This is a genomic window from Pseudomonas sp. B16120 (assembly GCF_044218845.1).
GTDB classification, from domain to species: domain Bacteria; phylum Pseudomonadota; class Gammaproteobacteria; order Pseudomonadales; family Pseudomonadaceae; genus Aquipseudomonas; species Aquipseudomonas paracarnis.
The window spans coordinates 5,317,008-5,340,223 of record NZ_CP162588.1; the positions used below are offsets into that span (position 1 = coordinate 5,317,008).

At 61.2% G+C, this 23,216-nt stretch carries 19 protein-coding genes; 8 read left to right on the forward strand and 11 right to left on the reverse strand.

Translation table 11 applies throughout. The features are described from left to right. Nucleotides 1–87: 87 nt before the first annotated feature. Both AB4P90_RS24840 and AB4P90_RS24845 read left to right on the forward strand, forming a co-directional pair. Nucleotides 88–1,113 carry a hypothetical protein gene (locus tag AB4P90_RS24840; protein WP_395605443.1) on the forward strand — a complete coding sequence of 342 codons (1,026 nt, stop codon included), beginning with the start codon at nt 88–90 and terminating at the stop codon, nt 1,111–1,113. A gap of 116 nt (nt 1,114–1,229) precedes the next feature. Next, a complete protein-coding gene (locus AB4P90_RS24845) occupies nt 1,230–2,663 on the forward strand; it encodes an ArnT family glycosyltransferase (RefSeq protein ID WP_395605444.1) in 1,434 nt (477 codons plus the stop codon). Between the two features lie 15 nt (nt 2,664–2,678). Here AB4P90_RS24845 and AB4P90_RS24850 read toward each other — a convergent pair whose 3' ends face one another. Next, on the reverse strand, nt 2,679–3,167 hold the full coding sequence (locus AB4P90_RS24850) for a TIGR00645 family protein (RefSeq protein ID WP_014719996.1): 489 nt from the start codon (nt 3,165–3,167) through the stop codon (nt 2,679–2,681). A gap of 162 nt (nt 3,168–3,329) precedes the next feature. Between AB4P90_RS24850 and AB4P90_RS24855 the strand changes: the two genes are divergently transcribed. Then, entirely contained in the window at nt 3,330–5,153 is a 1,824-nt protein-coding gene (locus tag AB4P90_RS24855; RefSeq protein WP_395605445.1) for a hypothetical protein, read from the forward strand. Between the two features lie 59 nt (nt 5,154–5,212). Here the strand turns inward: AB4P90_RS24855 and AB4P90_RS24860 are convergent, their stop codons facing one another. Continuing rightward, nucleotides 5,213–5,530, reverse strand: coding sequence for a hypothetical protein (locus AB4P90_RS24860; protein WP_003194269.1), 318 nt, complete (start codon nt 5,528–5,530; stop codon nt 5,213–5,215). A 314-nt stretch (nt 5,531–5,844) separates the two neighbouring features. Further along, nucleotides 5,845–8,283, reverse strand: coding sequence for a Lon protease family protein (locus tag AB4P90_RS24865; RefSeq protein ID WP_014719999.1), 2,439 nt, complete (start codon nt 8,281–8,283; stop codon nt 5,845–5,847). 263 nt (nt 8,284–8,546) lie between these two features. On the opposite strand from AB4P90_RS24865, the gene AB4P90_RS24870 reads away from it, so the two are divergent. From AB4P90_RS24870 to AB4P90_RS24885, 4 genes are all read left to right on the forward strand, one after another. After that, nucleotides 8,547–9,035 (forward strand): DUF3015 domain-containing protein, encoded by a 489-nt coding sequence (locus tag AB4P90_RS24870; protein ID WP_003194274.1) that lies wholly within the window; start codon nt 8,547–8,549, stop codon nt 9,033–9,035. A gap of 92 nt (nt 9,036–9,127) precedes the next feature. After that, on the forward strand, nt 9,128–10,981 hold the full coding sequence (locus AB4P90_RS24875) for a DUF4105 domain-containing protein (RefSeq protein ID WP_019818006.1): 1,854 nt from the start codon (nt 9,128–9,130) through the stop codon (nt 10,979–10,981). Nucleotides 10,982–11,178: 197 nt separating this feature from the next. Continuing rightward, a complete protein-coding gene (locus tag AB4P90_RS24880) occupies nt 11,179–11,535 on the forward strand; it encodes a hypothetical protein (RefSeq protein ID WP_047711822.1) in 357 nt (118 codons plus the stop codon). Nucleotides 11,536–11,688: 153 nt separating this feature from the next. Continuing rightward, nucleotides 11,689–12,186 carry a GreA/GreB family elongation factor gene (locus tag AB4P90_RS24885; RefSeq protein WP_014720002.1) on the forward strand — a complete coding sequence of 166 codons (498 nt, stop codon included), beginning with the start codon at nt 11,689–11,691 and terminating at the stop codon, nt 12,184–12,186. Here AB4P90_RS24885 and gdhA read toward each other — a convergent pair. From gdhA to AB4P90_RS24920, 7 genes are all read right to left on the reverse strand, one after another. Further along, nucleotides 12,183–13,520, reverse strand: coding sequence for an NADP-specific glutamate dehydrogenase (gene gdhA / locus AB4P90_RS24890; protein WP_323555542.1), 1,338 nt, complete (start codon nt 13,518–13,520; stop codon nt 12,183–12,185). The genes AB4P90_RS24885 and gdhA overlap by 4 nt on opposite strands. Nucleotides 13,521–13,870: 350 nt before the next feature. After that, on the reverse strand, nt 13,871–14,761 hold the full coding sequence (gene aepX / locus AB4P90_RS24895) for a phosphoenolpyruvate mutase (protein WP_395605446.1): 891 nt from the start codon (nt 14,759–14,761) through the stop codon (nt 13,871–13,873). Nucleotides 14,762–14,809: 48 nt separating this feature from the next. Further along, complete coding sequence (locus AB4P90_RS24900) at nt 14,810–15,655, reverse strand: hypothetical protein (RefSeq protein WP_395605447.1); 846 nt, start codon at nt 15,653–15,655, stop codon at nt 14,810–14,812. Nucleotides 15,656–15,679: 24 nt separating this feature from the next. After that, the gene (locus tag AB4P90_RS24905; RefSeq protein ID WP_395605448.1) at nt 15,680–16,909 is read right to left on the reverse strand and encodes a pyridoxal phosphate-dependent aminotransferase; all 1,230 of its coding nucleotides are present in this window, start codon (nt 16,907–16,909) and stop codon (nt 15,680–15,682) included. Between the two features lie 39 nt (nt 16,910–16,948). Next, nucleotides 16,949–18,166, reverse strand: coding sequence for an MFS transporter (locus AB4P90_RS24910; protein ID WP_395605449.1), 1,218 nt, complete (start codon nt 18,164–18,166; stop codon nt 16,949–16,951). Between the two features lie 32 nt (nt 18,167–18,198). Then, nucleotides 18,199–19,023: a hypothetical protein gene (locus AB4P90_RS24915; protein WP_019818016.1), complete on the reverse strand. Its 825-nt coding sequence runs from the start codon at nt 19,021–19,023 to the stop codon at nt 18,199–18,201. A gap of 35 nt (nt 19,024–19,058) precedes the next feature. Beyond that, entirely contained in the window at nt 19,059–20,252 is a 1,194-nt protein-coding gene (locus AB4P90_RS24920; RefSeq protein WP_019818017.1) for an MFS transporter, read from the reverse strand. A 95-nt stretch (nt 20,253–20,347) separates the two neighbouring features. On the opposite strand from AB4P90_RS24920, the gene AB4P90_RS24925 reads away from it, so the two are divergent. Beyond that, the gene (locus AB4P90_RS24925; protein WP_336827039.1) at nt 20,348–21,277 is read left to right on the forward strand and encodes a LysR family transcriptional regulator; all 930 of its coding nucleotides are present in this window, start codon (nt 20,348–20,350) and stop codon (nt 21,275–21,277) included. Nucleotides 21,278–21,343: 66 nt separating this feature from the next. Here the strand turns inward: AB4P90_RS24925 and ettA are convergent, their stop codons facing one another. Beyond that, nucleotides 21,344–23,008: an energy-dependent translational throttle protein EttA gene (gene ettA, locus AB4P90_RS24930; RefSeq protein WP_014720011.1), complete on the reverse strand. Its 1,665-nt coding sequence runs from the start codon at nt 23,006–23,008 to the stop codon at nt 21,344–21,346. Nucleotides 23,009–23,216 lie beyond the last annotated feature (208 nt).

Genomic DNA, 23,216 nt, shown 5'->3' on the forward strand with positions numbered 1-23,216 from the left:
CGCCTCACCGCATCTCGCCCGCTGGCATCCCCTCACACTTCCCATTACCCTGACGGCCTTTATCAGACAACCGGAAGTCAGATACCCGTGTTCAAGCCCTTCGCCGTCATCGCCCTCGCCGTCATCCCTTCACTCGCCACCGCTGCCGAGTTGACCGGGGTTTGGCAAGGTACTTTGGGCAAGTCCGCTATCACCGCCTGTTTCAACGGCGCCGATGGTGAGCATGGCAGTTATTACTACCAGCGCATCCGTACCCCGATTCAGTTGACTCAGGCCAACGACAACGCGCCGTGGGTGGAGGAAGGAAACACCGGTTTCTGGGCCCTGCAAAAACCTCAGGGCGATACTCTTTCCGGTGCTTGGAGCAAAACCGATGGCGGTGCGCCGCTGCCACTGGCCCTGCGCCGCATTGGCACGGACGGCTGCGGCAGTGATGCCTATAACGCGCCCTTGGAAGCCGCGCCGCTGCCGATCAAGACTGAGAAGAAAACTTTCCAAAACCACACCTACCAGCTCAAGACCCAAGGCCCACGCGTCACGCTCAAGCTTGCGGGTGACGGCCCGGCGGTGCAGAAGATCAACCAGCAACTCGCCGCGTTGGCCGTCAATGACGAAGATCTAACCGACTATTTTTATGAACGGCGTGAATACCTGGGTCGAAACGGTTCGGTCTATACCAGTGAAATCGAGGTTGAGCCTGCCTATTGGTCATCGCAATTTCTCACCGTGCGGTTTTACCGCTGGGCCGCAGGCCAAGGCGCCATGGGCATCAGTTGGGGCCTGCACTCCTGGAACCTGCAAACCGGCGAGAGTGTGGACCCATGGGCCTGGCTCGGCGGCCATCAGCAATGGCATGACGCCTACTCCGGCCATTTGAAGCTGCCGGCCGCCTTCAGCACTTGGCTGGCCAAGCAAACCACCACCGACGAGGGCTGCCCCGCGATTACCGATTACTCCAACTTTCACCTCAGCTTCAACACCCAGGGCCTGCAACTCTCGACACCGGCCAATGGTGACGGTTGCGACAACGACTTGGCCTTCACCTGGGAGCAGTTGGAGCCGGTGCTGACCGAACAAGGCAAAGCGGCACTGCCCAGTTTGAAACTGCCTTGACGCGCCGGAGAAAAACCCCGCGGCCGTTCACCAAAGGTTAAGAATCGCGCTCGTATACTCCCTGACTACCCATGACCGGTCGCCCGATCGGTCTCATGCCTCGGTAGCCAGACTCCATGACGCGCCCCGCTCCCCTGCTGCTCTTGCTTGCTGCTCTGTTGTTCTTCTTCGCCCTCGGCAACCACGAGCTGCAAGGCTCTACCGAAGCCCGGGTGTCCGGGATCGCCATGGCGATGCACCTGGACAATGACTGGGTGGTGCCGCGCCTGTTTCGTGAACCCTTCTTGGAAAAACCGCCCCTGAGCCTATGGCTGGATGCCGGGGCGATTCGTTTGTTTGGCGCTAGCACCGGGGCGGTGCGCCTGGCCTCAGCGTTTGCCGGGTTGTTCAGTGTGATGCTGTTGTACGGGATGTTGCGTCGGTTCGGGCGGCCGCAGACGCTGGCGTTCAGCGCTGCGCTGATCCTGGCGACCATGGCCAGTTATTGGGGCAATGTGCGGGGTGTGGGTGAGGATTCGTTGCTCAGCCTCGGTGTCACCGCGGCCCTGCTGGGGTTTTACCAGGCGGTACGGCCCAAGCGTGAAGGTTCGAGTATCTGGGCTTGGGCGTTGTTTACCGCTGGGATGGTCATCGCCACGTTGAGCAAGGGCGTGTTGGGGCTGGCGATGCCGGGCATAGTGATCTTTGTGTACTTGTTCAGCACCAGCCTGATGGATAAACGCCTGCGGCTGGGCGATTGGCTCAAGCCAGCGCTGTTCACCTTGTTGGCCTTGGTGCCGTTGCTGATCTGGCTGGGGTTTCTGTTTCAGCGCGGCGGGATGCAGGCGGTGGGTGAGGTGTTATGGACCAATAGCGTCGGGCGCTTCAGTGGTTCGTTCGTAGAAGCCGGGCATTACGAGCCGTTTTACTATTACCTCGCGAAACTGCCCGAGGCCTTCCTGCCCTGGAACATCCTGGTGTACCTGGGCCTGTGGCACTTCCGCAAAAGCCTGGTGCGCAACCGCTATCGGTTGTTTTTCAGTGTGTGGCTGGTGGCGCAGTTCACCCTGCTGACCCTGGCTTCCAGCAAACGCACGGTGTACTTGATGGCGCTGACGCCAGCTGCCGCGGTACTGGCTGCCGAGTATGCGCGGGTGTTGCTGGAGTGGGCCAAGGACCATAAGCCGGGGCTGTACCGTTATCATCGGCGCATTATTGGCGGGGTTTTCGCCCTGGCCATCGCCTGCTACCTGAGCGCAGCGTTCTGGTTTGCACCCAAAGCCGATGTGCGCCATTCATTCGTACCCGTGATCAGTCAGATCCAGACCCTGCAAGACGAAGGCAGGACGGTAGCGATGTACCAACCCAACGAGCGCATCGACGGCGCCAGCGTGTTCTACCTGCAGGCCTACTTGCCGATCCTGAACACCGAAGCCGAACTGCGCGCCTTCCTCAGCGCCAAGCCCGGCAACGTGGCGTTGACGGACCACACCGACCGGCTGAAAGAGCCGGTCACGGTGATCAAGCAAATGGCAGTCAACCGCCAGCCTTACTACTTCGTGGAGCAGTAAGGCCGGCGCGGGGTATCAATGCTTGGTGAGTTTGTCCAGGTAGCCCATGGCAAACGCCGAGACCACGAACGTCATGTGGATGATCACGTACCACATCAGGTGCTGTGGATCGACGTTCTTGGCGTCCATGAAGATCCGCAGCAGGTGGATGGAGGAAATCGCCACGATGGAGGCCGCCACTTTCATCTTCAGCGACGAAGAGTCCATGGTGCCCAGCCAGTTGAGCTTTTCTTTGTTTTCGTCGATATCCAGCTGCGAGACGAAGTTCTCGTAGCCGGAAATCATCACCATCACCAGCAAGCCACCGACCAGGGCCATGTCGATCAACGACAGCAGCAGCAGGATCACTTCGGCTTCCAACATGGTGAAGATGTTGGGAATCACGTGAATGATTTCCTGGAAGAATTTCAGCGCCAGGACCAGCAAGCCCAGGGACAGGCCCAGGTAGATCGGCGCCAGCAGCCAACGCGAGGCGTACATTGTATTTTCGATAAAGCGTTCCATTGAATCTCACACAGCTTGGCTAAAAATGGCGCCGAGTATACCAGCCGCCACCCGGCCCCTGTCACCGCGAGAAAACTGACCCAAGTGGCATCTGTAAGAGAATTTTTCTGCTAGTGTCGAGGCCATTCACTCGGCTCGATGATGTCGGACAGGAAAACTCAGATGATGGATGTGCGATCCCCTTTGGCCACTTTCGGCCTGTGCGCGGCGTTGCTGATGGCCAGCGGCTGCTCCCCCAAAGAAGAGCAGAAGCAGGCGACCCTCGAAGAGAAAACCACGAAGTTCGAACAGTCCCTGGACAGCATCCAGGATCCCAAGCTGCGCGATGCCATTGCGGACCTGGGCGGCTCGCTGCTGTTGCTGGAGCGTGCGCGCGTCAAGCTCGCCAGCAAGCCCATCGAAGCCGAGTACGGCGAAGATAGCCTGGCCCTGCTCAAGCATTACCCTACGCCCCAAGCGCTGGTGGACACCTACATCAATGGCCTGTTCGTCCTGCGCAAAACCTCGCACTCCGACTACCTGACGGATTTGCAGCCGGTCTTCCCGTTCAACTTCAACGCCCCTGACCAGTTCCCCTTCCCCCATGGCCTGGAATGGCAGTCGGTCACCCTGAGCAACAATAAAGTCATTCCCTTCCAGCCGGAATGGTCAGAAACCGACCCCGGCATCCAACTGAGCCCCAGCAGTTCCAACCTGACCAACCCCGACGACCTGACGGTGACCTACCCGTTTATTGAAGGGATCGAGACGGAAAACAAGAGCCAGCCACAACCCATCAGCCTCAAGGGCGCGGTGGAAGTGATCACCCCGGGCAAGGTGCTGACGTTCGACCTGACCAAACAAGACGTGGGCCATAAACGCACCGACGGCAATATCACCCTCAACCTGCTGACGCTGGAAAAGAACTACGCCGAGATTGAACTGACCAACAGCCAGCCCCTGGCCGCCGAAGTGGGCGATGCGTCACCCAATCCGCTGCTGGTGCAGGCACGGGACACCACCGGGCAATTTCTGACCCGCTCAGGCTCGATCAACGAGAGTGCCGCGCAAGTGGCGTTCTATGAAAAACAACTGGCCGAGATGCAAAAACAGACCGCGTGGTCCGATGCCTTCGATAAACAGCTCACCGACGCGCAAAAAGCCTTCGAGCGCCAGCAGACCAGCCATTACGCCAAGGTGTATTTCAACGGGCTGATCGATAACCTGCAGGTGAATGTGCTGGATTTCTCCAAGGCCACGCTCACCCGTAAAGACCTGGACCTGCCGGTGATGCGCTTTGACAGGAACAGCCTGCAAAAGACCGTACAGCCCCTGCCAATGCCGGTCACGGTGTATGACGACGGCGCCGCCAGTTGGCTCAAGGATGCCTCGATGACGGAGGACCAACTGAAAAACAGCGTCACCATCAGCCAATCGACCGAAGACGCCAGTGCCGCAAAAATCGTGTTCGACCACCCGTTCACCTTCAATGACGACCTGGTCGGTGCCGAGCGCAACAACAGTGACGCGCCTATCACCTTCTTCACCGCCGACGACAAGGGCGAGCGCGGCGAGCCTATCGAGCTGCCGACCGAGGCGTTCGAGCTGAATGCCGTCAGCGGCACGCTCACGTACGACCTCAACCTGTTCCCGGAAACCCCGGCGTTTGTGGTGGGCTCGGTACCGTTGTTTTTGGCCACCATCGAGAAAGCCACGATTGACGCCGCCAAGCTGCCCAAGGGCCTGTCGCTCAAGGACAACGCGCTGATCGTCGACCAGAAGGACTTCCCCGCCGACAGCTGGCGCTTCTACGCCAAGGATGCCAGCGGCAATTACCTCAAGGAGATCCTCGGTGTCAGCCACCGCGCCGAGGAATATGGCACGGCGATGTTTGACGTGCATTACTTCTACGGCCAGCCGACCACGCTGGAAAGTTACCAGCGCACCGACCTCAGCACCGTGCAGTACGGCTTTGAGGTCAAGCTGGACAAGCCTGAGAGCAAATAGCCCTGGGTGGACGCGGAGCGTCCGGGGCGGCGTTACCACGCGGAGCGTGGGAACGATCCTCAGAGGGCCAGCCGCTCCTGGCCGCCATTGAGTTGGCGCAGATGAGCCTGCAGGTGCAGGCACCAGATCTGCGGCTCGTCCATTTGCTCGTAACCGTGCAAGGTCAGGCTATCAACGATGGTGCCCAGCATGCGTTCTGCCACGAAGGGCCCATGGAACGGGCCCTGGGATTTGACGGTGGAAGGCTGCTCGCCCGACATGCCGGCGGCAAACAACAGCGTCCACATCCCGTTATCCCCGGCGAGAGGGCGAATGGAGCATTCGATACGGGTGACCAGGCCCAGGCACTGGCGGGTAAGGCAAAGGTTGCGCGACATGGCGGCGCCCCTCGGTAGATCGGTGTTCAGCCCCAGCGCAAGGCAAGGCTGTTTCTATCCTGCGACTCCTGTGGATATCCCTGACTCTGAGAATAGAAGAAAAACACCACAAACCAAGGTTGTAGGGACCAACGGGCGTTGGTCCCCGAGAATGGAGTCAATTTTGTGGCACGCTAAACGCGCCCCAAAACACCACAGACCACTGTGGGAGCTGGCTTGCCTGCGATGACAGACTCACAGCCAACCTCCCAGCTGACTGATACACCGCTATCGCAGGCAAGCCTGCTCCCACCTTAACCAAGTGATGAAAGCAATCAGGTCGGCTTGGCTTCGGCCAACGCCTGCTGCGCCAGCTCCTTTTCCGCCTCCTTCAAATCCTCCTCACTGATCATCTCGGCAATTGCCCGCAAGCGCTCCACCACCCGCGCATTCACGGTGCCTTCCGGGAACTGCCCCTCGGCGTCCGGCTCACCGGCATCCTCGCCCACCAGCAGGCTCAAGGCCTCATCCGCCTGGCGCACCGCATAGATATGGAATTGCCCGGCACGCACGGCCTGCAACACCTTCTCGTCGAGCATCAGCGTGGCGACGTTGGCCTGAGGGATGATCGCACCCTGCTCACCAGTCAACCCACGGGCTTCGCAGAGGCGGAAGAAGCCTTCGATCTTCTCGTTGACCCCGCCCACCGCCTGCACTTCACCAAACTGGTTGATCGAGCCGGTGATGGCAAAACATTGCTTGAGCGGCGTCTTCGACAGAGCCGAGATCAAGGTGCACGCCTCGCCCAGGGACGCACTGTCGCCGTCCACATACCCGTAGGACTGCTCCAGGGCAATACTGGCGGAGATGGCCAACGGGAATTCCTGGGCATAGCGGCTGCCCAGGTAACCGGTGAGGATCATCACGCCCTTGGAGTGAATCGGCTGGCCGAGGTTAACTTCGCGCTCGATGTCGACAATACCGCTACCACCTGGGTACACCGTGGCGGAAATCCGCGCCGGCACGCCGAATGCCGAGTCGCCGACCTCCAGCACCGTCAAGCCGTTGCACTTGCCCACAGCGGCGCCGGCAGTGTCGATCAGGATGACGCCGGCGAGCATGTCGTCGAGAATCCGCGCCGACACGCGGCCGGTGCGCGTGGCCTTGGCCTTGAGGGCGCGCTCGATATGCCCGGCATCGGTCATCTCGTCACCGGCCAGGTGGCGAATAAAGTCCGCCTCGCTGACCAACTGGAACAGGTCGCCAATACGCGCCGACAAACGGCCCTGATGTTCGGCCAGGCGTGCGCTGTAAGTCGCCAGGCGCGCGACCGCATCCGAGGTCAGCGGCGCCATACCCTCTTCCGAAGTACGGGTTTTGAGCAACTGGGCGAACTGCTCCAGGCTCTCGTCGACCATGGGGATGTCTTCGTCGAAGTCCACCAGTACGCGGAACATCTCCTGGAAGTCCGGGTCGGCGTCCTGCAAGGCGTAATACAACTGGCGCGAGCCGATGATGATCACCTTGACCTGCAAGGGAATCATCTGCGGGTTGAGGGTCACGGTGGCCAGGCGGCCGAGTTCGCCCAGGGGCGATTCCATCTTCAGTTTGCGCGATTGCAGGGAGCGCTTGAGCGCATCCCACACAAACGGCTCGCTGAGCATTTTTTCGGCTTCCAGGATCAGGAAACCGCCGTTGGCGCGGTGCAACGCACCTGGACGCAACTGGCGATAGGTGGTGTAGAGCGCGCCCTGGTCGGTGCTGTATTCGATACGGCCGAACAGGTTGTCGTAGGTCGGGTGCGGTTCAAACACCACCGGCGCGCCGCCGTTGACCGAGTGGCCCACCACCAGGCTCGGGCAGTACTGCTCTTCGAGCAGCTTGCGCGCCTGGGCGTCGGTCTTGGCGTCGTCCACCAATTGCTCGACCACGGTTTTGAGCAGGTACACCTGCATGGCCTGCAGGTAGCCACAGACGCCGGCGTTTTCTGCGTATTTTTCCGACAACGGCGCCAGCAAAGGCTGCAGGGCCAGGGTGATGGTTTCTTCGTTGAACTGGCGCAGCTGGTTGTTGGACTCACGCTTCCACTGCGGCAGGCTGGCCAGCTCTTCGTTGAGGCGTTCTTCCAGCTCGGAGATATCGGTGTGGAAGCGCTCGCGATCGGCTTCCGGCAGTTGCGAAAACTCGGCTTCATCCAGCGCCTTGCCGTCGAGCATCGGCGTGAAGGCGATGTTGGAGCTGTCGCGGTACAGCGCCACGTCTTTTTCCAGGGCCAGGCGCTCGATCACGTCCAGCGCTTTGTCGTAGCGCTGGTTGAACGCCCGGTCGATGGCGCTTTTACGCTGTTGATAAGTCGGGTGCTCGAACACCGCCGGGAAGGTGGCGACCAGGTTGTCGACCAGGCCGTTGATATCGGCGATAAACGCCGCGGCGGCGCCACCCGGCAATTCCAGGGCACGAGGCTCGCGGGGCTCATCGAAATTATTCACATAAACCCAGTCCGCCGGGGTTTGCAGGCGCTTGCCTTCGGCTTTCAGGTAGCGTTTGACGAACGAAAAGCGGCCGGTGCCCGGCTCGCCCATGACAAACACGTTGTAACCGGGGCGTGGCATGGCCACGCCGAACTGCAAGGCTTCAACCGCACGTTCCTGGCCAAGCACACCGCGAAAGGGCTCCAAATCATTGGTGGTCGAGAAGCTGAACTGTTCAGCGGAGAAAGGGCGAGTCAGCGCTTCGGGCGCTAGACGCAAGCTGGCAGCAACAGGATCAGGCATCGGGCTTCCTTACATCAGGCGGGGCAGATGGGGCATTCTGGCTCCCGGTTGAGCGCTCTGGCAAGGCGCGCTTTCGGGAAAGCATAGCCACCGCACGCGTCCTGCAAAAAAATCACCCGCCACTGAATGTTTATAAAAAAACACGGAACCCTGGGAACGTGCCTAAACTCCAAACTGCGCGGGTTGGACTAATAACTGGCCCCTAGGGTGCGTTGAGCACCTGAACCCTTGTCCATTGGTTTGCACACAAAGAGAACAAAGCTATGAAACGGATCCTTCTTGGTACTCTCTTCACCGTCGTCTCCCTCAATGCAATGGCAGAAGCACCAGGTGGCCCGAACTGCGGTTGGGGCAACATGTTGTTCGAAGGCCAGCGCGGTACTCCGGCCCACTTCCTCGCCTCCACCACCAACGGTACTTCGGGTAACGCCACCTTCGGCATGACCTCGGGCACCAACGGTTGCAGCACCAACAGCGCCCTGACCTACGGCGGCAAGTCCTGGATTGCCATGAATGGCATGATGAACGAGCTGTCCGAAGACATGGCCAAAGGCAACGGCGAAGCGCTGACCACCTACGCGGTGGTACTGGGTGTTGCGCCGGAAGATCGCGATCACTTCGCGGCCGTGACCCACGAGCACTTCCAGCAGATCTTCAGCAAGGCTGACGTGACCGCTGACGACGTGCACAACAACACCATTGCTGTACTGAAAAGCGATGCCCGTCTGGCGAAATACGCAACCCAGGCTTAAGCTCGACCTGCCCGCGCCTTTCGAGGCGCGGGTTTTATTTTTTCGACCCGCCCACCTTGGGTCTTTTTTTCCGTCCGACTTAAGTAGCCTCCATGCTCAAACGCCTCGCTTGCCTGGCTCTCTTCGCCTGCGCCCCGCTGCATGCGGCACCGCACCTCGACGATCAACGTTTGCAGCAACTGGCCAATGATCCGTTCTGGCTGTCGCTGGGGCACTACGAAGCCGGCAAGATCAGTGGCTGGCGCAGCTATGTCAGCGACAAGAAATTCTTCATCGCTCCCGATGGCGCGCACCATCCGGACGCCGAACTCAAGGCCACCGTTGATGCGCTGTATGCACCGGCCAGCCTGGGTGAAAAGCACGCCCAATGCGTCTACCCCGCACGCACCCGCTGGCTCAAGGCCCAGTTGCAACTGAACGACCTGCCCGCCCTGGAGTGCAAAGAGTTCACCCAGTGGTTCAAGGATGTCGCGCCCCATAGTGCGGTGATGATCTTCCCGGCAGCCTACCTCAACAGCCCGTCGTCGATGTTCGGCCACACCCTGCTGCGCATCGACCAGGCTGACGTGCAAAGCAACAACACCGCCCTGCTCAGCTATGCGATCAACTTCGGCGCCTATATCGAAGGCTCCGACAACAGCATCCTCTATGCCTGGAAGGGCCTGATGGGCGGTTATCCGGGCCTGTTCGCCCTGGTGCCCTATCAGGAGAAACTCTCCGAATACCGCAGCCTCGAAAACCGCGATTTGTGGGAATACCGCTTGAATCTCACCGAGGTCGAGACCAAGCGTATGGTCGAGCACGTGTGGGAGCTCAAGCAGATCCAGTTCGATTACTTCTTCTTCGACGAAAACTGCTCCTACCGCCTGCTCGAACTGCTGCAAGTGGCCCGCCCTGGCCTGCGTTTGACTGAGCAATTCCCACTCACCGCGATCCCTACCGACACGGTCAAAGCGGTAAAAGACGCAGGGCTGGTGGAAAAGATCGACTATCGCCCCTCCCGTGAACGTGAACTGCTGGAACGCGCCAAGCCACTCGATAGCGATGAGCAACAGTGGGTGCTGAAAATCAGCGACGACCAAAAGCAACTGCAGGAACCGGCATTCAAAGCACTGCCCCGCGAGCGCCAGGCACTGATCGTGGATGCTGCTTACCGCCTGGGCCGCTACCGCGCCAACGGCCTGGAGCGCGACGCGACACGCTCCCAGCGCAGCTTCGAACTGCTGCGCGCGATCAACCAGAACCCGGCGCCAGACCTGAAGATCACCCCGCCTGGCCTGCCGGAAAACGGCCACGAGTCGCGCACCTGGCAAGCCGGCATCGGCACCCGTGGCGACAAAGCCTTCGGCGAATACGGCCTGCGCATGGCCTACCACGACCTCAACGACAACGCCGAAGGCTTCCCCCTGGGCGCGCAGATCGAAATCCTGCAAATGAAATTGCGCCAGTACGAGGGCAATCACTGGCAGCTCCAGCAACTGGACCTGGCCACCATTCGCTCGCTGACGCCACGCAATGCGCTGCTGCAACCTTGGTCGTGGCAAGTCACCGGCGGCCTGGAGCGGGTGCCGGGCAAACACGACGACGAAACCCTGGTCGCCCACGTCAACGGCGGCGCGGGCGGCACCTGGCAACTCTCCGACGACATGCTCGGCTTCGCCCTCGGCACCGTGCGCGTGGAGCACAACAACGACTTCAGCGAAGCCATCTCCCCGGCCGCCGGGTTCAACACCGGCGTGCTGTGGAAAAACCCGTTGGGCAACCTGAGCCTGGAAGCCAAGGGGGATTTCTTCACCAACGGCGAAGTGCGGCGCAGCATCAGCCTCAACCAGCAGTGGGAACTGTCGCGCAACCTGGGCCTGCGCCTGAGTGCCCAGCGTGAGTACAGCCACCTGTCCACGCCAGTGAATGAAGTGATGCTTGAGCTGAAGTGGTACCACTACTGATTAATGAGTGCGGGCTTGCTCGCGATATACGGTATATCAGCCAAGGTTTAAGTGACTGACGCACCGCCATCGCAGGCAAGCCAGCTCCCACAGGTTTTATACTCGGCCCACAACTTTCTGACCTGCCTTTCACACCGCCCCAACAAATCCCCTTCTAGACTTCCCTTATCAGCCGTAAAACGGCCAGGGAGTACGCCATGTGGCGGTATGCGGTCATGCTGTGCGCGGTGGTGGGGTTGTCGGGTTGCCAGTCAACCCATCAGGAATTGCTGGCCAAAGGTTATCCACCCGCCTTCGCCGATGGTTTTGATGACGGTTGCAGCAGCGGTCGCCAGGCCGCTGGGGTGATTACCGGGGCGTTTCGCAAGAATGTGCCACGCTACCTCAAAGACCGGCCATACGCCGAAGGCTGGGAAGATGGGTTTCGTCAGTGCAAGGCCATGCGCGAGAGCCAGGAACTGCGCGATTACGAGGAAAACCGCAGGGACGACCGCGAACACGATTGGCAGCAGGAAAAAGATCGTGACGCCGCCAAAGCCTATCGCTCACGCTGATCGTTCCCACGCTCCGCGTGGGAATGCCGCCCTGGACGCTACGCGTCCGCTCGCGAGGTCGTGACGCGGAGCGTCACAGGATGCATTCCCACGCGGAGCGTGGGAACGATCAGCCCGCGAACGTGGCCCAACTTCCATAGGAAGGAGAACGCCATGAGCCGAGCTTTTGTAAATGAAGATAACGCGGCGGCCCAGGCTGATCAGCCGGTGGAGCGTCAGGTCAGCGCGCAACCTAACCGCCTGACCGCGCAAGGGTTGGCGCAATTGCAGGCCAAGGTGGCGCAGTTGCAAGGGGAGCACAGCGACGAAGCCGCCAAGGGTGAGCAGGCCGATAAACAGCGCCAGGCGGATCTTGAGCGGGACCTGCGCTACTTCAACCAACGAGTGCAGAGCGCCCAGGTAGTCGCGCCGGCCACGTCCACCGACAAGGTGCAGATCGGCAGTTGGGTCACGTTCGCCAACGAGCAGGACGAACAGCAGCGCATCCAGTTGGTCGGTGAAGACCAGGCCGATGCCAACGCAGGCTTGATCAACTGGGGCTCGCCCCTGGGCCGTGCTTTGTTGGGCGCCCAGGTGGGCGACGAGGTGCTGTGGCAGCGCCCCGTCGGCGATCAGTTGATCGAAGTGTTACGCGTCGAACCCGAGATTTAAACGATGCCTTGGGCCAGCATCGCGTCAGCCACTTTCACGAAGCCCGCGATGTTCGCGCCCTTGACGTAGTTGATACGGCCGTTTTCTTCACCGTAATGCACACAGGCATGGTGGATCGACTGCATGATGTTGTGCAGCTTGCTGTCCACCTCCCCGGCGGTCCAAAGCAGGCGCATGGCGTTCTGCGACATTTCCAGGCCGCTCACCGCCACGCCCCCTGCGTTGGACGCCTTGCCCGGCGCAAACAGGATGCCCGCGTCGATAAAGATATCCACAGCCTCCAACGTGGTCGGCATGTTCGCGCCTTCGGCCACGCAGAGGCAGCCGTTGCGCAGCAAGGTGCGCGCTGCTTCGGCATCAAGTTCGTTCTGGGTAGCGCAAGGCAGCGCGATATCGCAGGCCAGTTCCCACGGCGCCTGGCCTTTGCGGAACTCCAGGCCGAAACGTGTGGCCAGCTCACTGATACGCCCGCGCTGTACGTTTTTCAGCTCCAGCAGGGCCGACCATTGTTCTTCGGTCAACCCGCTTTCGGCGTACAGGGTGCCTTCGGAGTCCGACAGGGAAATCACCTTGCCGCCCAGGTCCATGACCTTGCGCGCCGCGTACTGCGCCACGTTACCGGAGCCGGACACGGCCACACGCTTGCCTTCGACGCGCTGGCCTTGGCGCTTGAGCATTTCCTCGGCGAAATACACACAGCCGAAACCGGTGGCTTCCGGGCGGATCAGGCTACCGCCATAGGTCATGCCCTTGCCGGTCAGCACTGAGGTGAATTGATTGCTCAGGCGTTTGTACTGGCCGAACAGGAAGCCGATTTCCCGTGCGCCCACGCCGATATCGCCGGCCGGTACGTCCACGTCCGCACCGATGTGGCGGTACAGCTCGCTCATGAACGCCTGGCAGAAGCGCATCACTTCGGCGTCGCTCTTGCCCTTGGGGTCGAAGTCCGAGCCGCCTTTGCCGCCGCCCATGGGCAGCGAGGTCAGGGAGTTCTTGAAGGTCTGTTCGAAGGCGAGGAATTTCAGCACACCCAGGTTGACCGAAGGGTGGAAGCGCAAGCCACCTTTGTAGGGCCCAATGGCGCTGTTCATCTGGATACGGAAACCGCGATTGACCTGGACCTTGCCGTGGTCATCCACCCACGACACCCGGAACGTGATCGCGCGCTCTGGCTCGCAGATGCGCTCCAGGATGCCCGAGTTCAGATAGTGCGGGTTGGCTTCAAGAAAGGGCCACAGGCTGCGCAGGACTTCTTCTACAGCCTGGTGGAATTCCGGTTGGTCCGGGTCGCGTTTCTTGAGGCGGGCAAGGAAGGAATCGACGGATTCGGTCATGAACAGTCTCGGCAAATTGATTGTTGTTAAACGGAGATTGAGCCGGACTTTATCAATTCGTTTCGCACCGCGACAGGGCAAAATGTCGCCTTTGTGAAATTAAATGGTGCAATAAGTATAAATAACTCCCGCTTACTGCCCTTAAATGGGGATTTCACTCTGAGTTTTGCACCAACAAGGAGGCCGTTATCGCAGGCAAGCCAGCTCCCACATTAGATCGAGTACACCGGTCATGTGGGAGCTGGCTTGCCTGCGAAAGCGGTGGTTCAGCTCAAGATTCAGTGGCTGACACACCGCCTTCGTGAGCAAGCCCGCTCCCACAGCATTTGCCCACAGACCCGCGCATGTCTCTAGCGCGTACCGGGCACCAGGTCGAGTATCTCGTCGATGCCCAGGCAACGTGGCTCCAGTTCCAGCGTCCTGCCATTGGCGAGTATGCCGACGGCAGTATCGCGCATGGCCAGGTAGGCACTGCGCAACATGTGATTGGCATAAATCACCGCGTTGAAACCTGCTCGCTCCAGCACCTCGAACTTCAGGTGAACATAGCTGGTCGGCACACAAATCAGCGGTACCCTGGGCCGCTGCAGGCGAAACTGCCGGGCGAATTCCAGAATTTCCAGGCCATCCTGCTTGCGGCTGTGGATCATGATGCCATCCGCCCCCGCCTCCACATACGCCAGGCACCGCGCCATCGCCTCTTCCATGGCGCGATTCAGAATCAAGCTTTCACACCGGGCAATCATCATCAGCCCTGAGCCGGTGCGACTCGTGCACCCGGCCTGGAGCTTGGCGCAAAAGGCCTCGATGGACTCCTGCGCCTGATCGACCTCGATGCCCAAGAGTGAATTCTTCTTCAGGCCGCATTTGTCTTCGATCACCACCGCCGAGACGCCTGCGCGCTCCAGCATCTTGATATGAATCGCGAAATGTTCGGCCTTACCGCCGGTATCGGCATCGAATATCAGCGGCAGCGAGCACACATCGAAGATTTCGCGAATCCCCGGCAATCGGTTACTGGGCGAAAGAATTTCGATGTCGGGTAACCCGCGCTGGGTCGAGTCGGTCAGCGAACTCGACCAGATGGCGTCGTACCCCACCGTATGCCCTGGGCTGATTTCCAGCCTGGCGCGCTGCGCGAGCAACGCCGATATCGGGCTATGGGCTTCGAGTACACGCAGGCAACGGTTGCTATCCAATAGCGCCGACAGAGGGCGTCGGCGCGCTTCGGTATCCATCATAGGGTTCAGGCTCCTTATCAGCGGCACAACAAGGGTTAGCGGACAGCCTCAATCCCAGGCGGGCTGTTCGCACTTGAGCACCGACGCCATCTTTTGCAGATGTTCGCAGGCCCTGGCCACGTACTCCCTGGAGAGCCGCGCGATACGCGCGTAATCCACGGCCTGCCCGGTGGCGCTGGCATACAGCCGCAACGCCTCAGCGGCATGCTTGAAGTGGCGTGCTTCCACGCTGCCGCAATGCACGCTGAGAAAACTTGCGACGCGGCTGGCCTCACCGGCGCTATAGCCCCGTACATCGCGCAACCACTGCTTCCATAGCGGGGTCATCAGGTTGTATTCGCCGGTATTGAACAACTCCGTCATGGCCATCATTTCCAGCGCTTCGATGAGTTGCGGCGCCAATGGGCGTTTTTCCCCCACCCAACCGGAGAACTCTTTGGTAATCGGGTTGAGGAATTTGTCTTGCAGGCGCCAATCATCGGAGCCGCAGATGGCCGAAGCCATGCGGTAATACAGCTTGGAATGGTGCGGATGCCCATGCATTTCACCCAGCCCGATGTCCTCGACAATGATCTCCCCACAATGGGCCGCCGCTTCGAGCATTTTCAACCGGGCGTCATCCGTCAACGATGCCGACTCCTGGAGGATGCGCACGATGACGCTCGAGACGGCATGGGCGGCGCCGTCCGGGCTACGCCAGCCACAGAAGAACGTACACAGTGACGACTCGCTCCAATTACTGGAGGTCATGTCGACATAGGTCTCGCAGTACGTGTCCAGCGCGGCGGTTTGACTGTTGAAACCGCTGAGCAGGGCCTGGACCAGATGTCCGTCCTCGACATCCACCAGCGCCTGGTTCACGTACCCGATCAATTGGCGGTTCAGATTTTCCACGGCTCATATCCTTTTAAGGTGGGGTTAATGCGCAACGATTTCTGACATGAAACGACTAAAGCGTGTGAGGCCCTCAATCAGCGCTTCACGCTCAACGGCGTAGGAGATGCGGATGCTGTTTTCGTCGCCACAGCCAGAGCCGGGCACTACCGCGATATGGGCCTCGGTCAATAACAGATCGGCCAAGTGGTCGACGTCACGAATAACGGTGCCCAGGTAGCGGCCCCCCAACTTGCGGGACACATCGATAAACAGATAGAACGCCCCTTCCGGCGGGGCGCACCGAATGCCGTCGACATGCCCCAGGCAGGTGCAGGCCACGAGCAATTGCTGGTCGAGGAAGGCATTGACCTGGCGGGTAAAGTGCGGCGCGTCCGCCATCAGGCTGCCGAGCGCGGCATATTGGGACAGGCTGCTGGGGTTGGACGTCGTATGCCCTTGCAGGTTGTGCATGGCGGCGATGACTGGGGCGGGCGCGCACGCATACCCTACCCGCCAGCCGGTGACCGCGTGGCTCTTGGAAAACGAATCGACCAGTACCGTCTGATGTTTGAGCGGCGCAAACAGCGACACGATGTTGTGATGTTCATGGGGCGCGCGCACCAGTTTGCGGTAACACTCGTCGAACACCACCCAAAGCCTGTGTGCGAAGGCGAGCCGGGCAATACCCAGCAGTTCTTCGCGCTGATAAACCGTGCCCGTCGGATTGTTCGGGGTGTTGATCACAATCATCCGGGTGCGCGGGGTCAGGGCCTTCTGGACCGCTGCGCAGGTGAGGCGATAGTCATCCGCAGCCGTGTCGACATAGACGGGAACGCCACCGGCCAGTTGGATCTGGGTGGGGAAGGTTTCCCAGTACGGCACCGCGACGATGACTTCATCCCCCGGATTGAGCAGCACCATTGCGGCGTTATACAGCGCCTGCTTGGCACCGGCGGTCACCGCTATTTCATCGGCGGCGTAATTCACCCCGCAGCGCTGAGTGACCTGCTGCGCCAGCGCGTGGCGAAGCTGGGGCAGGCCGATGGGCGGCGTGTAGCGGTTGCGGGCAGTGGCGAGCGCATCGGCCGCGGCGGCTTTCATGATCGGGCAGGCATCGAAGGACAATTCGCCCGCGGCAAAGTTGACCACGTTGACGCCGGCTTCTTTCAAGGCATTGGCTTTACTGCGCATGCTGGATGTGCCGGGTGCGCTAAGACGTTGCGCACGCTGGGACAACGGCAATGACACGGCAGACGGTTCACTGTTATTCATTGTTATACCTGCCAGAACACGTTGGAACGTTCGTTCGCCCTACCGGGCTTGGGCCTCCAGCCCTTGCTGAACCCGCCAGGACAGCGGCAAGGTCAGCAACAGGGTGGCGGCCAGCAACAGGACGGCCATGGGCACACCGGTGGCATCCCCAAGGCTGCCGAACAGCACCGGCGCCAAGGCGCCGCCACCGATGGTGCCGGTGTAGAACACGGCGAACGCCTGGTCGCGCCTGCCCGGCCCTGCCAGGTCCGGGACTGCGCCGTACAGCACCGACGACGTGCCGTTCAGCGCCAGCCCCAGCAGCGGCAACATCACCATCAAGCCGGCGTAGGGCAAGTACACCGCCATGACAATCAGCACAGCCGTGGTGAACTCCGTGGCCCATACCGTTTTCATCATGCCGATGCGCGCACCGAGGTAACCGCACAACAATTTGCCGAAGGCGCCCCCGACGAACAGCATCGTCAGCGCCAGGCCGATGCCCGCAGGCCCGGCGCCCTTGGCCTTGAGCAAAAACGGCAGGAAGGTGAGGAAACCCATGCGCACGGCGCTGTCCAGCGTGCCGGTCACGATCAGCGCACGCAGGCCGCTCGCGGAGCCGGCGCCGTCGCCCGTACGGGTGGCTTTCAGCGGCGCCGCCGTCGCCTCGGTGCGTGCCGGGATCAGCCACCACAACAGGCCTGCCGCCAGCAACCCGAGTACACCCAGCAGGGTGACACTGGCGCGCCAACTGATGACCGCCAGCAACAGGCCGATCAGCCCCGGGATCAGGGTCTTGCCGATATCGCCGCTGAAGTTGTACTGCGACAGCGCTTGTTTGACGCCCCCGCCGGCCTCGTGCGTATCGGTGATCAACGACGAGGCCAGCGGGTGCTGCGTACTCGCGCCGAGCCCGCCCAGCAGCAGCGCGAATAACAACACGCCCAGCCCACCGGCCTGGCCGGCCAGCAGGTAGGCCAGGCCCGCCAACGCCGTGCCACCTACCAGCAAGCGTTCACGCCCCCAGCGCGCGGCAGCCCGGCTGGCCAGTAACTGAAAACCGGCCATCATGCCCGCATAGGCACCGCGCAACAGGCCGATCTGGGCGTAGCTGAGGCCGAACTGCGCTTGCCAGATCGGCAACAGCACATAAATCACATCGGTCAGCCCGTCGTGCACGGCATGCGCGCCGCAGCCGGCCACCAGAGCGCGGCGACGCACGCTGACCGGGTCAGGCGGCGACAACGATGGCGTTGCGGTCTGCTTCAGGGTGTTCATCTGGGTCAGAGGCTCTCAGGCAAAACGCCGGGTTAACCCAGCAACTGCGCACAGTCGCTCATCACACTGGCTTTACGCTGCAGGTATTGGGCGAAAATGTCGCGTGCCGTGGCGGGGTCCACTTCAATCTGCATGGCAGTGGTGAACTCATTCACCGCCGCCACCGCATGGGCGAAATGGTTGCTCTCGGTACCGCCGGTGTGCACCGTGACCCAGGCCACCGTCGCACGGGATTTCTCCGGCGGCACGCCCATGTCCCGCACGAACCACTGCGAGTACAACGGGTGGATGAATTCCACTTCGCCATGGGTGTACACCTCGTGGATCAACGTGGTCAGCAACCCCTGCAGCAGGTCGCGATCACGCAGGCGGCGGGTGTCGGTCCAGTCCTTGAACGCCTGTGCCGAGGGCAGGCAATTGTCCTTCAATATCCACTGGTCATCACCGCACAGCGCGGTGGCCATGGTGTAGAACAGGTCTGCGTGCAAGGTGTTGCCCAACGCGCCCAGATCTTCATCGGTGATGCGTTGCAGGCTGCCGCAGGCGCGGTACAACTGCGCCGCGGCGGCGGAGCCTTCATCGGAGCGCGCCAGCAAGGTAATGCGGTTGGCCAGGCCGGACACACTGGCTGCCGAATTATTGGTCTTGGACCAACTGGCGAAGAACTTGCGCAGTACCGCCGGCGAATGCCGACGCGAGGTAAGTCGCGCAAAAGCGTCTTCGATATCCACCAGCGCGTCTTCCTGAGCCCAGAAGGCTTCGAACAGCGCGTGACGCAAGGCACCGGCCGGCATGTCGTTCAATACCGGTTCGATGAGCTTCAACAACTGGCTGCGCTTGATCACGGTGTTAGTCATGTTCACCTCTCATAGTCCTTTATTGGATGAAAAAATCAGGCTGGTTTGCCGCGCTGTCCGGCGATCAGAGCCTGGGGCTTTACCGGTTTCCAGCCCAGCAGGGCAATCGCCAGCGACAACAGCTGAAAACCTGCGACCAACGCCACGCAGCCCGGCCAGCCCCATTGATTCCAGAGCATGGCCGGGGCCACGGCGCCGGCGCTGCCGCCCAGGTAATAACCGGTCAGGTACAGCCCCACGGCGCCGGACTTGTCCGGGCCCGCCGTGGTGGCGATATACGCATTGGCGGATGCCTGTGCCAGGAATACGCCGGTGGAGCTCAGGGCCAGCCCCAGCACGATCAGCCACAGGGACGGCAACAATGTCAGCGCCGAGCCACAGATGCCGAGCGCCACAGCGCCGGTCAGTAACTGCGATTGTGGTCGCGATTTGCTCAAGCGCCCCGCAACAGGAATGACCACCAGCGCCAGCAGGAACACCGCATACAAAGTGCCCAAGGCTGCAGCGCCCAGGTTGAACGGGGCCTGGCTGAGATACAGCCCGGCATAGGTAAAGGTTGCGACTTGGGAGAACAGCACGCAGAAACCGACGCCATAGGCCGCCAGCAAGGGTTTGCGCAGGAGCCGGCGCACCCCGTGCATGCCCACGGCCGCAACGCCGGGCCGCGCCACCGGATTGGCCGGCAACAGCCACACAATCAGCAGGCCGACCAGCAGGCTGATCACCGCCAACAGTTCGAAGGCTTCGCGCCAGCCCACATATTGGGTCATGACACCCGAGACAAAGCGCCCGGCAAACCCACCGAGCACCGTCCCCGCGACGTACAAGCTGGTGATCTCGGTGACCGTGGCCGCACGCCAGCGATCACCGATATAAGCCACGCTGGTGGCGAACACCACTGGGATCAACATCCCTTCGACAAAACGCCACACCAGTAGCTCGGCAAAACTGTCCACATAGGCCGTCAGCAGCGTCGGTAGCGCCAGCAGCAATGCGGCCACGGCAATCACCGTGCGCTGCTCGAAACGGCCGGTCAGGCGCCCGACAAACGGCGCGGTCACCGCCACGGCCAACGTGGTCACCGTGATGCTCCAGCCTGCCTGTCGGGCACTCACCTGGAAGCTTTCGGCAAACGCAGGCAGGATGCTCTGTGTCGCATAAAGATTCAGAAACGCCGCACAGCCACACAGGAACACGGCGAAGCGGGCGTGATGCATGCGCGGGTTCATGTGGCCTCTCGTCTTATAGTCGAGGATGTTTATAGAATACCCAGCGCAGGGAACACCAATACCGAATTCGGACCGATCAATACCCAGGAAACAGCATGCTTGATCTACGCAAGTTACGGTACTTCCTGACGGTCGCCGAAGAGCTGCACTTCGGCCGCGCAGCCCAGCGCCTGCACCTTGCCCAGCCGCCCCTGACGCGGCAGATTTCGGCCCTGGAAACCGAGCTTGGCTTTCGCCTGTTCGACCGCACCAGTCGCACGGTCACACTGACCGCCCAAGGCCAGCACTTTTTGCCGTATGCCCGCGCAGCGCTGGAGCACGCCAGGCTTGCGCAAGACATCGCCGCCAAGCTGGCTGCCGGCTCGACCGGCCAACTGGTCGTAGGCTATGCCAGCTCAATCGCGTTGTCGGAACTCTTCAGCCAAACCCTGCAAGCCTTCGCCCAGCGTTTTCCCGATGTGCAACTGACCCTGGTGGAGAGCGCTTCCGGCAGCCTGCACACGCACGTGCTGGACGGGCGCATCGACATCGGCATGAGCCGCCTGCTGCCGGAGGCCGGGCAAACCGGCGTCGAGGCTTTGTCCTTGGGGCAAGAACCGCTGGTGGCGGCGCTTTGCAGCGACAACCCGCTGGCGGACCAGGACGAAGTCACCCTCGCCCAGCTCAGTGAGTACCCGTTGATTCTGTTCCCCAGCGACTACGGTTCGGGCCTCAACGGCTCCATCGAGCACCTGTATCAACGCCGCGGCCTGGCGCTGCGCCCGGGCCCTGCTGGGCGCCAGATCACCTCGATCATCGCCCTGGTGGCGGCAGGCCAAGGTGTCTCGCTCGTGCCCCAGTGCACCCGCACCCTGGCCAGGGAAGGCGTGGTCTACCGCCCCTTGGCAGACCCCGAAGCCTGGGTACACCTGCTGATACTCACGCGCTCACCGTCACGCTCATTGTTGGTCGAGGCGTTTATGGGGGTGGTCGAAGAATTGCTGCGCAGCCGCCCAACGCTGGCGCCCACGACGCTTCCGGCATAACGCGGGCAAAAAAATACCCCTGCGTGAGGGGTATTTTTTCAACAGGCTGTAGCGGCTATTGCAGCATCAGGCCAGCTTTTTGTGGCGTACGCGGTGCGGCTGGGCAGCGGCCTCACCCAAGCGCTTCTTGCGGTCGGCTTCGTACTCGGTGTAGTTGCCTTCGAAGAACACCGCCTGGGAGTCATCTTCGTACGCCAGGATGTGGGTCGCGACGCGGTCAAGGAACCACCGATCGTGAGAGATCACAATGGCGGCGCCCGGGAAGTCCAACAGGGCTTCTTCCAGGGAACGCAGGGTTTCAACGTCGAGGTCGTTGGACGGTTCGTCGAGCAGCAACACGTTGCCGCCCTCTTTCAGGGTCAGGGCCAGGTGCAAGCGACCGCGCTCACCACCGGACAGGTCCTTGACGAACTTCTGCTGGTCGCCGCCCTTGAAGTTGAAACGGCCGACGTAGGTGCGCGACGGGATTTCATAGTTGCCGATACGGATCTGGTCGGAACCGTCGGAGATCTGCTGGAACACAGTCTTGCTGCCGTCGAGGTCGTCGCGGCTCTGGTCCACACAGGCCAGTTGCACGGTGTCACCGATCTCGATGCTGCCGGAGTCCGGGGTTTCCTTGCCCATCAGCATGCGGAACAGTGTGGATTTACCCGCACCGTTACCACCAATAACGCCGACGATCGCGCCTTTTGGCATGGCGAACGACAGGTTGTCGATCAGCACGCGGTCGCCATAGCCTTTGGTCACGTTCTTGAACTCGATGACCTTGTCACCCAGGCGCGGACCGGCCGGGATGTAGATCTCGTTGGTTTCGCTGCGCTTCTGGAATTCCTGCGACTGCATTTCTTCAAAGCGTTGCAGACGGGCCTTGGATTTGGACTGGCGGGCCTTGGCGCCTTTGCGCACCCACTCCAGTTCTTCCTTCATGGCTTTTTCGTGGGCCGATTGCTGCTTGGATTCGGCGGCCAGACGGTCGGACTTGGCTTCCAGCCAACCGGAGTAGTTGCCCTCGTAAGGGATACCGGCGCCGCGGTCGAGTTCGAGGATCCAGCCGGCGACGTTGTCCAGGAAGTAACGGTCGTGCGTGATCGCAACTACGGTGCCCGGGAAATCGTGCAGGAAGTGCTCTAGCCAGGCGACGGAATCGGCGTCCAGGTGGTTGGTCGGTTCGTCGAGCAGCAGCATGTCAGGGGCCGACAGCAGCAGGCGGCACAGGGCCACACGACGCTTCTCACCACCGGACAGGTGCTCGACCTTGGCGTCCCAGGCTGGCAGGCGCAGCGCATCGGCGGCGACTTCCAGTTGGCGCTCCAGGTTGTGGCCATCGCCCGCCTGCAGGATCGCTTCGAGCTTGGCCTGTTCGGCAGCCAGCTTGTCGAAGTCGGCATCCGGTTCGGCGTAGGCGGCGTACACCTCATCAAGGCGGGCCTGGGCGTCCTTGATCACGCTGACGGCTTCTTCGACCACTTCGCGCACGGTCTTGGTCGGGTCCAGGATCGGCTCTTGCGGCAGGTAACCGATGTTCAGGTCCGGCATCGGACGCGCTTCGCCTTCGAACTCGGTGTCGACGCCCGCCATGATTTTCAGCAGGGTGGACTTACCCGAACCGTTGAGGCCGAGCACGCCGATCTTGGCGCCTGGGAAGAAGGACAGCGAAATGTTTTTCAGGATTTCCCGCTTCGGCGGAACAACTTTTCCCAGCCGATGCATGGTGAAGACGTATTGAGCCATGGTGAACCTAGCGTCAGTGACTGATGAATTAAGCGGACGAAGCCAGTGCCAGGCCATGCGCCGCGCGGGCCTTTGACTATCATCAATGCCAGCGAGCAAAAAAAGCCTGAATGTCTGGGGCTGGAACGCCCCCGCGTAACCGGCAAAGCTACCTGAATGCGCTGGGGCAGTCCAGCCAGGCAGGACTGGCACTTTGCCACAACTCAAG